Origin of the sequence: Streptomyces sp. Z26 (assembly GCF_003665095.1) — a bacterium.
In the GTDB taxonomy this organism is placed as follows: Bacteria; Actinomycetota; Actinomycetes; order Streptomycetales; family Streptomycetaceae; genus Streptomyces; species Streptomyces phytohabitans.
Window position 1 is genome coordinate 4511300 of the sequence record NZ_RCHV01000002.1, and the last position, 12571, is coordinate 4523870.

Here is a 12571-nt window from a genome sequence, read left to right on the forward strand (position 1 = left end):
CCGGTCAGGGACGAGTCGGGAGGCGGGCATGGCGGAGCAGGAGAGAGCCCCGGGTGGCGGGGAGGGGCCCGGCGCGGCGGAGGGGTCCGGCCCCGGTGCGGGGTCCGGTACGGCGGGCGGGGCCGAACGGCGGCCCAGCTGGCGGCTGTTGGGCCCCGGCATCGTGGTGGCCGCGACCGGGGTCGGCGCGGGCGACCTGGTGGCGACGCTGCTGGCGGGCAGCAAGTTCGGCTACACGCTGATGTGGGCGGCCGTCGTCGGCTGCCTCGTGAAGATCGCGCTCGCCGAGGCCGTGGGCCGCTGGCATCTGGCCACGGGCCGGACGCTGTTCGACGGCTGGCGCACGCTGGGTCCGTGGACCACGTACTACTTCGCGGTGTACGTCGTGGTCTGGGGCTTCGTCTACGGCGCCGCCGCGATGAGTTCCAGCGCGCTGCCGCTCCAGGCGCTGTGGCCGGACGGGCCGGGGCTGAAGTTCTGGGGGATCACGACGGGGCTGCTGGGGCTGGCGTTCGTGTGGTTCAACCGGTACGCGGTGGTCGAGAAGATCATGATGGTCTTCGTCGGCGTGATGTTCGTGGTGGTCGTGTACGTCGCGATCCGCGCCACGCCGCACCTGGGCGACGCGTTCGCGGGGCTGCTGCCCGTACTGCCGGACGGGTCGCTCGTCTACACCCTCGGCCTCGTCGGCGGGGTCGGCGGCACCATCACCATGGCGGCGTACGGCTACTGGATCAACGCCAAGGGCTGGACCGACTCCGGCTGGATGCGCATGATGCGCTTCGACAACCGGGTGGCGTACGCGACGACCGGCATCTTCGTCGTCGCCATGCTGATCGTCGGCGCCGAGCTGCTGCACGCGGGCCGGATCTCGCTGGCGGAGGGCGACAAGGGGCTGCTGGACCTGACGGACGTGCTGGAGGACCGGTACGGCGGCTTCACCGCGAAGCTGTTCCTCGTCGGCTTCTTCGCCGCCTCCTACTCGTCGCTGGTCGGCGTGTGGCACGGGGTGAGCCTGATGTTCGCGGACTTCGTGGACCGTACGCGGGCCGGTGGCGACGCCGGGGTGGAGGTCGTGGCGCGGGGGCAGCAGGAGCGGTCGCTCGCGTTCCGCGGCTACCTGCTGTGGCTGACGGTGCCGCCGATGGCGCTGCTCTGGCTGGACCAGCCGTTCGGGCTGGTGATCGCGTACGGGGTGCTGGGCGCGTTCTTCATGCCGTTCCTCGCGGTGACGCTGCTGTGGCTGCTCAACACCTCGCGTACGCCCCCGGAGTGGCGCAGCGGGCTCCTCAGCAACGGCATGCTGGGCGCCTCCGCGGTGCTGTTCCTCGTGCTCTGCGTCCAGCAGGTCCGCGACCTGCCCTGGTGACGGCGCCCTGACGACGGCGCCCCGGTGCCGGCGCGCCCGCGTGCCCGACGTGACGTGCGGGTGCCCGTACACGCCGAAGGGACCCGTGCTTCCGCAGCGCACGGGCCCCTTCGGGGTGGCGGTGCGGCCGGTCGTACGCACGGGGTGCGTACGACCGGCCGCGGGAGGCCGTCGTTACGACATGCCGTCCACGTGCGGGCCGACCGCGTCCGACCAGGCGTTGCCGCCGGTCGCGTCCCAGTTGGTGGACCAGGTCATCGCGCCGCGCAGGCCGGGGTAGGTCTTCTCCGGCTTGAACTCGCCGCAGTTCTCGCCCTTGGTGAGGCAGTCGAGGGCGTCGGTCACGACCTTGGGCTCGACGTAGCCGCCACCGGCGGCCTGCGAGGTCGCGGGGACGCCGATGCCGACCTGGGACTCGTCCAGGCCGCCCTCCAGCTGGATGCACGCGAGGCCGGTCAGGAAGTCGACCGTGCCCTGGGCGTAGACCTTGCCGTCGCAGCCGTTCATCGAACCGCTGTTGTAGTACTGCATGTTGACGACGGTGAGGATGTCCTTCACGTCGAGCGCCAGCTTGAAGTACTCGGTCTCGGTCGACTGCATGTCGATCGTCTGCGGCGCCATCGTGAGCACCAGGTCCGGGGCCTTCTCGGCGATCGCCTTCAGGGCCTTGCCCATGTACTGGGACTGGATGCCGTGTTCGAGGTCGATGTCGACGCCGTCGAAGCCGTACTCCTCCATGAGCGCGACGGTGCTGTCCGCGAAGGCGGTGGCGGAGGCGTCGTCGGTGACGGAGACGTTGCCCTTCTCGCCGCCGACGGAGATGACGACGGACTTGCCCGCCTCCTGCTTGGCGGCGATGTCGGACTTCAGCTCGTCCTCGGAGGAGGCCAGCGCCGGGTCCAGGTTGAACGTGATCTCGCCGGGCTTGTCGGTCGAGTCCGCGAACGCGACGGCGATGATGTCGTACGCGTCGGGCACGTCGCTGACGCGCTGCTTCTCGGCGCCGTTGTCGAAGTTCTGCACGTAGCCGGTGAGGGCGTGGGCGGGGACCTCGGCGGCCGACGGGCCGTCCTGGCCGGAACCGCCCTCGGCGGCGCCCGCCGACATGGCGCCGAGTCCTGCCGCCACCAGCGCGGCGGCCCCGGCCACCGCAATCGCGGTGCGGCCGGAGAGGCCGGCTATGCCGCGGTTTCGCTTACGCCTGGATTCGGTGCTGGGCTGCACTGTTGCCTCCGTGGCATGGGGGGATGTGGGGGGTGGAGACGTCGGTGTACGTGGGGTGGAACGCGGCGGTGGCCACTGCCGCGTTGAGGGGGAAGACTGGTCCAGACCAATAATTCTGTCAAGGGCTTGCGCACGACCCGTACTTATCCCGGAGCGCGCCGGGGTAGGGGGACGGGGGAACTCCGGGGGAGCGACCCGGAGGGAGTGCCGGGCGGTGGGGCGGGAGTGGTTCTCCGGCCGCGGCCGCCCCGATAGGGTGTTATGTCGTCAGTCGGTTGAGCGGATGACCGGACTCCGCGCCGGGTCCCCGACCGGGCGGCGGACCAGCAGGACGGCGGGACCGGGCTCGCGAGGCGGACCCGTGGCCACGCCGTCGTGGACAGGGGGACCGAGACGTGACGACTGCCTTGGCGGTCACCAGCCACGGGCACATGCTCACCCCGCCCGACCGGCACACGCCGCGGGCGCACATCTTCACGCCGCCGGACGAGCAGTCGCTGGACGACGCGCTCACCGAGACGCACACGCTGCTGGAGCAGCACGGGTACCTGATCGCGGTGTATCCGGAGACCCTGCCCACCCCGTACGTGCACCGGCTGCACGCCATCCGGTCCATCCTGGAGAGCGACCGGATCGCGCTGCTGCCCACCGCGCTGCCGCCGCTCGCCACGGGCGTACTGGCCCGGCAGCTGCGGCAGTTGTCGCTCTGCGACTTCAGCCCCGGCGTGCTCGGCTCCGCCGCGCGCCTCCTGGGGCACTACATCCACGCGGGCGCCCTGCTGAACTCCGTCGCCAAGCTCGACCGCATACCCGTCTCGCTCACCGCGCACGCCAAGTCCTGGATGCCGGGCACCCAGTTCGGCGTACTGGCCGCGCCCGAACCCGCGCTGGTCCGGCTCGGCGGCAGCGGTGAGCAGGGGAAGCTGGCGGGTCCGCAGTACGCGACCCGGCTGACCGTCGCGAGCAGCGGCATCGACGGGGAGTGGGTGACGCGGACGCTCGCCACGCAGTGGCGGGTGAGCGACATCCACGAGGCGTACCTGCCGGACGACTCGGCGCGCTGGTGGGGCACGGGCAAGCTGGTCGAGTTCGCGGCGGCCATATCGGACCTGTCGGTGCTCTACCAACTGGTGGCGTCCGTACGCCGCGACGAGTGCCACTGGTGCGGGCTGGAGATCATCGGCGACCGTTGCGCGTTCTGCTCCGCGACGCTCCCGCCGGAGCCCCCGGGTACGGGCGCCGGTACGGGTACGGCAGCCGCCGCGCGTGCCGTACGGGCGAAGGCGCCGCGTCCGCGCGGGCCGCGCCCGCAGGCCCCGCGCCAGCCGCGGCCGCAGGAGGCCCCGCAGCCGCGGGCGGAGGGGCGTTCGGCGGAGGGGCGGTCCGTGCCGGGGCAGACCGCGCCGGGGCGGCCCGTGGAGGGGCGGCCGGTCGAAGGGCGGTCCGTCGACGGGCGTTCGGGGGAGGGGCTGTCGGCGCGGCAGGCCCGGTCGGGTCGGTCGGGTCAGCCGGGCGAACCGGGTGCGACGGATCCGGCGGATGCGTCCGGTGGGTCGGGTCAACCGCCGGTCCAGGGCACGCCGTTACCGGCGGAGCCCGGCCGGGGGGAGCCCGTGCCGGGGCGGTCGCCGCAGGGCCCGCCGCCCGACCCGGGGCCGTACGCCCGCGAGCCGCGCCCCGGCGCCCCGGCACCCGGCAACCCGTACGCCCAGGACCCGTACCCCCAGGGCTCGCACACCCAGGACCCGTACGCCCAGGGCTCGTACGCCACCCACCCGTACTCCCAGGGCCCGCCCGCCCCGGGCCCCGGTGGCCCGCCCGCCGCCGGGCCGTCCGCCCCGGCCCACGGTCCGCCGCCCCGCGCGGACCGGCCCAGCAGCAGTCCCAGCAACGCCGTCACCGTCCACCAAGGGGTCCCCCGTCCATGAACTCACGCCAGCGCCGCGGCGTCCTCCTCATCGCGATCTCCGCACTGTGCGCCCTCGGCGTCTTCGCGGGCGTCCTGGCGGTGATCCGGAACGTGGAGTCGAAGGTCGGCCCGGAGACCACGGCGTACGAGCTGACGAGCGACATACCGGCCTACGAGTCCCTGGACCGCGACCGGTTCAAGAAGGTCTCGATGCCCGAGCGTTGGCTCCCCGACACCGCCGTCACCGACCTGGACGACCTGCGCGGCAAGATCGCCGTCAACCCGCTCCGCAAGGGCTCGCTGCTCCAGTCCGACATGGTGGCCGACCGACCGGCGCTCAAGCCGGGCCAGCAGGAGATCGCGATCATGATCGACTCGTCGACCGGTGTCGCGGGCAAGATCAACCCGGGCAACAAGGTCAACATCTACGCCACCTTCGAGGGCGACCGCGCCGGAGCGGGCGGCAAGGACCAGCCGTCCCAGTCCAAGGTGATCGTCAACGACGCGCAGGTGATCGACGTCGGTGAGCTGACCCCGTTCAAGGAGGGCGGCGACGACGACGCCCGCACCCGGGAGCGCGAACGCGAGGGCGTCCCCATCACCTTCGCGCTGTCCACGTCCGACGCCCAACGGGTCGCGTACGCCGAGTCGTTCGCCGAGCACGTACGCCTCGCGCTGGTCGCGCCGGGCAGCGAGCCGATCCCGGACGACGAGCGCACGTACACCCTCGCCGGGAACAAGTGAGGCCACCATGGTCACCCGTATCCTCCCGGCGGTGAGCGACCCGGACGCCGCGCGCGCCCTCGCCACCCTCCTCGACCAGCTGCCCGAGGCGGAGCCGCAGCCGCCCGCCGTGGACTCCACACAGCTCCTCAACACCCTCGCGCAGACCGCCGCGGAGTCCCTCGCGGACCTGCCGGAGGCCGTGCTCGTCCACGAACTGATCGGCTCCCTCCCGGCGTTGGAGCTGATCCGCGAGGTCGCGCTCCGCTTCCCGGCCGTCGCCGTCATCCTCGTCACCCGGGACACGTCCCCGAACCTGTACTCGGCGGCCATGGACGCGGGCGCGCGCGGAGTCGTCGGACTGCCGCTGGCGTACGACGAGTTGGCGGCGCGGATCAGCGCCGCGGCGACGTGGGCGGCGGGCGTACGGAGTCATCTCGGCGCCGGACCCGAGCCGTTCCGCGGCCCCGGCGGCACGGTCGTCGCCGTGACCGGCGCGAAGGGCGGCGTCGGCTGCACCCTCACCGCCGTCGAACTCGCCCTCGCGGCCCGCGCGTCGGGCCGCAACGCCGCGCTCGTCGACCTCAACCTCCAGTCGGGGGACGTCGCTTCGTTCCTGGACGTGCAGTTCCGGCGGTCGGTCGTCGACCTGGCGGGGATCGCGGACCTGACGCCACGCGTCCTCCAGGACGTGGTGTTCACGCACGAGACCGGCCTGTCGCTGCTGCTCGCGCCCGCCGAGGGCGAGCGCGGCGAGGAGGTCGACGACCGGGCCGCGCGCCAGATCGTCGGCGCGATGCGCGCGCGGTACGAGGTCGTCGTCGTCGACTGCGGCACCCAGATGCACGCGGCGAACGCCGCCGCCATCGAGATGGCCGACCGCGCGGTGCTCCTCACGACACCCGACGTGGTGTCCGTACGGGCCGCCAAGCGCATGGTCCGGCTGTGGGACCGGCTCCAGATCCGCAAGGCCGAGGAGACCGTCACCGTCGTCAACCGCGCCTCGAAGCACACGGAGATACAGCCCGCGCTGGTCGCCCGTATCGTCGGCACGCCCGTCGCGCAGGCGACCGTACCGGCGAACTTCAAGGAGCTGCACACCGCGCTCGACGCGGGCCGCATCCAGGACGTCGACCACCGCAGCACCGTGAAGCAGGCCCTGTGGTCGCTCGCCGCGGAGCTGGGCGCGGCGGCGCCGCTCCCGGAGGGCGGCAAGGGCGGCCGTGGGGGCCGCGGCAAGGGACGGCACGGCAAGGGCGGGAAGGGCGGCGACGCGTCCGGCGACGGGGGCGGCGGTACGGGGGAGAGCGCGGGCAGCATAGGCAGCGCGGCCCGCCCCGCCGCGCTGACCTCCGGCTCCTCCTCTTCCACTTCGTCCTCCGCTTCCGGCTCCGGTACGGGTTCCGGTTCCGGCGGGCGCGGCGGTTCCGACCGCGGCGCCGTACGCCTGTGGCACCGCCGGAGCTGGGACGACCGCGGCTCCGTCGCCCTCCCGGGCCTCCCCGCCGTCCCGGTCCCGCGCGGCCTCCCCGCGCCACCGGGCCGCCGTGGCGCGGCGCCCCCGGGCGGGGACGCCGCCACGGCGGCCGGGCGGGGCGCGGGACGTACGGGCGCGGGCTGGCGTACGCGTACGGACCGCGGCAGCCGTACGGCCGCCGGTCGACGTACGGCGGCGGACCCGCGCACGGCCCGGGACCCGCGCACCGCCGCGCGCGGCGGCGCGGGCGAACGCGGCGCGCTCACGGTCGAGTTCGCGGGCATGGCACCGATCGTCCTGGTCGTTCTCGCGCTGCTCTGGCAGTGCGTGCTGATCGGCTTCACCTTCACCCTCGCGGGCAACGCCGCCGACGAGGGCGCCCGCGCCGCCGCCTCGGCCGCCGCGTACGGCGACCCCGGCTCGGCCTGCGAGTTCGCCGCCCGCGAGCACCTGCCGGGCGCCTGGGACGCAGAGGCGTCCGTCAGCTGCTACCAGGCGGGCGGCGTCTGGAAGGCCGACGTCGACCTGGCCACCCCGGTCCTCTTCCCCGGCGCGGCCAACCTCCCCTTCACCGTCCACGGCAGCGCGGGCGCGGCAGTCGAAGCGGAAGCGGGGTGACCCATGCCGACACCGGTGGCGGTGCGGGCGGTACGGCGGGCGCGCCCGCCGGCGTGGTCGCGCGTACGGGCCGTACTGCGGCGGGCGTCCGCGCGGCGGACCCGCGAACGGGGCGCGTCCAGCCTGGAGTTCGCGGGGATGATCCCGTTCCTGCTCCTCGTCGGCCTCGCCGGGATCCAGCTGGGGCTGGCGGGCTACGCGGTGCAGCAGGCCGGTACGGGCGCCCGCGCCGCCGCTCGTACGGCGGGCCAGCAGGACGCCGGGGACTGCGCGGGCGCGGGCCGGTCGGCCATGAGCGGCTGGACGGCGGGCCGCGCGTCGGTCGACTGCTCCGGCGGCGACGAGGAGGCGACCGCGACCACCGAGGTCACCATCCCGTCGCTGATCCCCGGGATCGACAGCTTCGGCTCCGCCAGCCGGACCGTGACCATGCCCAGCGACTAGGGGCTGTCCGGCACATGGCGACCACCGCGACCAGGACGGGACCTGGCGGACAGGCACCAGGGGGCGCCCCGGCGGGGCACCACCCGCGAGCACACCCGCACCCACGACGTACCGCGCCCGCGTCACCCGACGGCGCGCGGCGACCGGACGGAAAGCCGGACGGAAAGCCGGTCGGAAAGGAGGCACACCCGTGAGCCTGCGCTCCCGGCTGAACGGCCCCGAGGGCGAGCCCCGCGGCTCCGGTTCGGGCCTCGGCAACCGCTCCGCCTCCCCCTCCGGAACCGGCTCCGGAATCGGCCCCGGTCCGGGCGCCGGCTCCGGTGACGCGACCGGCGCGGGCGGCGACGGCACCGGGCACCTCGTACCCGCGTACCGCGCGAAGCTGCTGGAGGAGATCGACCTCGCCGAGATGTCGACCCTCTCGCCCGCCGAGCGCCGCGTCCGCCTCGAACGGGTCCTCGGCCACATCATCAGCCGCGAGGGCCCCGTCCTGGCCACCCAGGACCGCGCGCTCCTCATCCGCCGCGTCGTGGACGAGGCGCTGGGCCTCGGCGTCCTCGAACCGCTGCTGGAGGACGCCTCGATCACCGAGATCATGGTCAACGGCCCGGACCAGGTCTTCGTCGAACGCTCCGGCCGCGTCGAGCGCGTCCCCGTCCGCTTCGCCTCGCACGAGCAGCTGATGCAGACCATCGAACGCATCGTCTCCACCGTCAACCGCCGCGTGGACGAGTCGAACCCGATGGTCGACGCCCGCCTGCCGACCGGCGAGCGCGTCAACGTCATCATCCCGCCGCTCTCCCTCACCGGCGCGACCCTGACGATCCGGCGCTTCCCCCGCGCGTACAAGCTGGACGAACTGATCCAGCTCGACACGCTCGACGAGCACATGCTGCTGTTGCTCTCGTCGTTCATCCGCTCGCGCTTCAACGTGATCGTCTCCGGCGGCACCGGCTCCGGGAAGACGACGCTCCTCAACGCGCTCTCCGCGCTGATCCCCGAGTCGGAGCGGATCATCACCGTCGAGGACGCCGCCGAGCTCCAGTTGCAGCAGCAGCACGTCATCCGCCTGGAGACCCGCCCGCCGAACGTCGAGGGCCGGGGCCGCATCACCGTACGGGACCTCGTACGCAACTCCCTGCGCATGCGCCCCGACCGCATCATCGTCGGCGAGGTGCGCGGCGGTGAGACGCTCGACATGCTCCAGGCCATGTCCACCGGCCACGACGGCTCACTCGCCACCGTGCACGCCAACAGCGCCGAGGACGCCCTGATGCGGCTCCAGACGCTCGCGTCGATGTCCGAGGTGGAGGTGCCGTTCGCCGCGCTCCAGGACCAGATCAACTCCGCGGTGGACGTCATCGTGCAACTCGCCCGACTGGCCGACGGCTCCCGCAAGATCGTGGAGATCTGCCTGCTGGCCTCGCACGGCCGGGAGTCGTTCGAGATCGTGCCCGTGTCCCGCTTCGACGCGCGGCCGATGTCGCCGGACGCCCGGGTGCACGGCACGTTCACGCACCTGCCGCTGCCGCGCCGTACGGCCGCCCGGCTCGCCATGGCGGGCGAGGCGGTGCCGCCCGCGTTCGGGGTGGCGGCGGCCGACGCGCAGCTCACGACGCGGCAGGCGGTGTAGGCCCCGGTCCTGACCGCCCGCAGCCCCGCCAGCCCCGGCCCTGACCGCCCCGGCCCCGCGCCCGTACGACCCCCGCGCCCGTACGATCCCGCCCCTCCCGGACCCGTACGCCCTCCCCGCCCGACCAAGGACCCGACCCATGGACAGACTCGCCCTCCTCACCCTCGGCGGCACGCTCCTCGCGGGCGCGCTCGCCGTCGCGGGCGTGCAGGCGTTCGCCGCCGGACGCGCCCAGCGCGAGGCCCTCCTCGACCGGCTCTCCACCGCGGACGGCGTCGACCTGCCGCCGGGCCGCCGACGGCACTTCGTCGCCGTGGACCGCAGGCTCCGCGGTACGCGCCTGGGCCGGGGCGTCCAGCTGAAGCTCGCGGCCACCGGACTGGACCTGAGCGCCGGGGAGTTCGTCGTCTACGTGCTCGCCGCGTCCGGCGGGCTCTGGTTCGTCGCGGCGTCGCTCCTCGCCCCGTTCTTCGGGCCCATCGCCGGACTCCTCGGCCTGTTCGCGGCGAACGCCTTCCTCACCTGGCAGCGCCAGAAGCGCATCGAGGCGTTCATCGGCCAACTCCCCGAACTGGCCCGCATCCTCGCCAACGCCACCTCCGCCGGGCTCGCGCTGCGCACCGCGCTCAGCATGGCCGCCGAGGAGCTGGAGTCCCCGGCCGGAGACGAACTCACCGTCGTCACCAACCAGTTGGCCGTCGGCCGTTCCATCGACGACGCCCTCAACGAGCTGGCCGAACGGCTGCCCTCCCGCGAACTCGTCGTCCTCGTCACCACGTTGGTGCTCTCCCACCGCGCGGGCGGCACCATCGTCAGCTCCCTGCGGAACCTCACCACCACCCTGGAGGAGCGCAAGGAGACCCGGCGCGAGGTCCGTACGATGCTCGCGGAGGTCAACGCCACCGCGTACACCATCCCCATCCTCGGCGTCGGCGCGATGCTGATGATGAACTCCATGTCGCCGGGCGCCCTCGACAACGTCACGGGCTCACCGATCGGGCAGTTCGCGATGCTGGTGGCCGTGGCGCTGTTCGCCGTCGGCTTCGCCGTCATCCGCCGGCTCGGCAAGATCGAGGTCTGAGGAGGCACGCCGCATGATCCCGCTCCTGCTCGCCCTGCTCGCGGCCGTCGCCACGGTCTGCGCCGTCGCCGGGGTACGCATGTACCGCGCCGACGCGCCCCTCCCCGCCGACCTCAGCCTCGCGCTGGAGGTCGGCGCCAGCCGCGCCCGTACGCACGAACAGGCCGTCGACCGGCTCGGCATGCGCTTCGCGCCCACCGTGCTCCGGCTGATGGGCCCCAAGCTCATGGAACGGAAGCGCCGCAAGATCGACCAGGCGGGCAACCCCGGCGGCCTCACCCTCGACCGGTACGCCGCCCGCCGCGCCGTCTACGGCGTGTTCGGCCTCGTCATGGGCCTCGTCGGACTCTCCGCGGGCAGCCCGCTGTTCACGCTGCTGACCCTCGCGTTCGGCTGGATCGCCGCCGACCTCGCCCTCGACCAGGCCATCCGCGACCGCAAGCGGGTCATCGAACGCACCCTGCCCGACTTCCTCGACGTCCTCGCCGTCGTCGTCTCCGCGGGCCTCTCCTTCCGGCAGGCGCTGGAACGCGTCGCGGAACGCTACGAGGGCCCCTGGGCCGACGAACTCAGCATCACCCTGCGCCAGATGGACATGGGCGTCAGCCGCCGCGAGGCGTTCACCCAGCTGCGCAAGCGGAACGCGTCCGAGCAGGTCGACCAGTTCGTCACCGCCCTCCAACAGGGCGAGGAACTGGGCGCGCCCATCGCCGACACCCTCGTGCAGATCGCCACCGACATGCGCCGCACGGACGCGCAGAACGCCCGCCGCAAGGCCGCCAAGACCGTACCCAAGGCGACGATCAGCACCATCGCGTTCCTGCTGCCGGGCACGCTCATCCTGATCGTCGCCACGTTCGTCCTCGGCTCGGACACCGACTTCGGCTCGATCCTGAACGAGTAGGCACGGCACCCGCGGCGGGGGCGGTGTCCGGTTTTCCCGCCGTGGGTATCGAATACGTCGCGGGAGTCCCAAAACCCTGGGCTGCCTGCACGGGGCATGAAACAGTCGGCAATGGAGCAACGACGGTGGGCGACGTTCGGTACGGACCGGGCGAACGGGAGGCGGAGGTGAGGGAGTTGGACGCGATGGGCAGCACCGGTCCGCGGACGGCCAGCACTCCGCGCGAGCCGACCCCGTACGTTACGGAACGCACCGCCCCGAGCGGTCCGGCCGACACCAGAGGAGACGGAGAACGAGATGAAGCCCATCCGCAAGTGGAGCACCACGGCCATCAACCAGATGCGGGGCCGCGGCGCGGACCGGGGCGCCGGAGCGATCGAGTACGCGGGCATCGTCATCCTGGTCGCCGGGATCATCCTCGCGATCCAGGGACTCGGCCTCTCCGGGCGTATCTCCGGCGCCATCAACACATGGGTCTCCGCCATCATCGGCTAGCCGCACGAGGGAGCGGGGGCGACCGGGGCGCGACGGTCATCCTGTACGGCACGGTGATATCCGGGCTGCTGTTCCTGGCGCTCGCCTTCTTCGCCGTCGCGCAGGCGGCCACCGTACGGAACGGCGGCCAGTCCGCCGCCGACGCCGCTGCCCTGGCGGCGGCGCGCGACGACCGCGACCAGTTCTTCGACGGCTTCCTCGACGCGCTGGGCGACAAGGACTCCTGGCAGGACTGGCTGGATCTCGTGGCGCCCCTCACCGGTGACGGCTGCGGGGCCGCGGGCGAGTACGCGGGGAAGAACGACTCCGACGTCGTCGCGTGCGACGCCGTCACCCGGGAGCGGGACCCCGGGTACACGGTGAGCATCGAGACCCGGTTCACCACCGGCAAGACGATCATCCCCGGCACGGACGACAAGACCGCCACGGCGGAGGCCACGGCCGTCGTCAGGCCCCGTTGCGACTTCGAGCGCGGGGGCGGCGGGGACGACGGGAGTGAGGACGGCGCAGGCGGGGACGAAGCCGGAGGGGACGACGACGGCGAGGACGACGGGGGAGGGGACAAGGGGAGCGAGCCGATCGAGATCAGCTGCGACGGCGAGGACTTCGAACTCGACCCCGACGACCTCGATCTCGACGTGGAGCCCTCCGACCTGTTCACCGTCGTCCTGGTCGACTGACGAGCGAACGACGA

At 73.3% G+C, this 12571-nt stretch carries 11 protein-coding genes; 10 read left to right on the top strand and 1 reads right to left on the bottom strand.

Translation table 11 applies throughout. The features are described from left to right. Window positions 1-28: 28 nt before the first annotated feature. A complete protein-coding gene (locus tag D7M15_RS19685; RefSeq protein ID WP_121518723.1) occupies window positions 29-1369 on the top strand; it encodes an Nramp family divalent metal transporter in 1341 nt (446 codons plus the stop codon). A gap of 174 nt (window positions 1370-1543) precedes the next feature. On the opposite strand, the gene D7M15_RS19690 is transcribed toward D7M15_RS19685, so the two are convergent. Beyond that, complete coding sequence (locus tag D7M15_RS19690; RefSeq protein ID WP_240649693.1) at window positions 1544-2524, bottom strand: chitinase; 981 nt, start codon at window positions 2522-2524, stop codon at window positions 1544-1546. Window positions 2525-2988: 464 nt separating this feature from the next. On the opposite strand from D7M15_RS19690, the gene D7M15_RS19695 reads away from it, so the two are divergent. The 9 genes from D7M15_RS19695 (at window position 2989) to D7M15_RS19735 (ending at window position 12557) form a co-directional block, all read left to right on the top strand. Then, window positions 2989-4521, top strand: coding sequence for a hypothetical protein (locus tag D7M15_RS19695; protein ID WP_240649383.1), 1533 nt, complete (start codon window positions 2989-2991; stop codon window positions 4519-4521). Then, window positions 4518-5246 (top strand): Flp pilus assembly protein CpaB, encoded by a 729-nt coding sequence (gene cpaB / locus D7M15_RS19700; RefSeq protein WP_121518724.1) that lies wholly within the window; start codon window positions 4518-4520, stop codon window positions 5244-5246. Before D7M15_RS19695 ends, cpaB begins: the two co-directional genes overlap by 4 nt. A gap of 7 nt (window positions 5247-5253) precedes the next feature. After that, window positions 5254-7320, top strand: coding sequence for an AAA family ATPase (locus D7M15_RS19705; RefSeq protein ID WP_121518725.1), 2067 nt, complete (start codon window positions 5254-5256; stop codon window positions 7318-7320). Between the two features lie 3 nt (window positions 7321-7323). Continuing rightward, a complete protein-coding gene (locus tag D7M15_RS19710) occupies window positions 7324-7764 on the top strand; it encodes a TadE family protein (protein WP_121518726.1) in 441 nt (146 codons plus the stop codon). A gap of 292 nt (window positions 7765-8056) precedes the next feature. Continuing rightward, entirely contained in the window at window positions 8057-9397 is a 1341-nt protein-coding gene (locus tag D7M15_RS19715; protein ID WP_240649694.1) for a CpaF family protein, read from the top strand. Window positions 9398-9536: 139 nt separating this feature from the next. Then, window positions 9537-10478: a type II secretion system F family protein gene (locus tag D7M15_RS19720; RefSeq protein ID WP_121518727.1), complete on the top strand. Its 942-nt coding sequence runs from the start codon at window positions 9537-9539 to the stop codon at window positions 10476-10478. Between the two features lie 13 nt (window positions 10479-10491). After that, window positions 10492-11382: a DUF5936 domain-containing protein gene (locus D7M15_RS19725; RefSeq protein WP_121518728.1), complete on the top strand. Its 891-nt coding sequence runs from the start codon at window positions 10492-10494 to the stop codon at window positions 11380-11382. Between the two features lie 297 nt (window positions 11383-11679). Beyond that, on the top strand, window positions 11680-11877 hold the full coding sequence (locus D7M15_RS19730) for a hypothetical protein (RefSeq protein ID WP_121518729.1): 198 nt from the start codon (window positions 11680-11682) through the stop codon (window positions 11875-11877). A 53-nt stretch (window positions 11878-11930) separates the two neighbouring features. Next, window positions 11931-12557 (top strand): hypothetical protein, encoded by a 627-nt coding sequence (locus D7M15_RS19735; protein WP_121518730.1) that lies wholly within the window; start codon window positions 11931-11933, stop codon window positions 12555-12557. Window positions 12558-12571 lie beyond the last annotated feature (14 nt).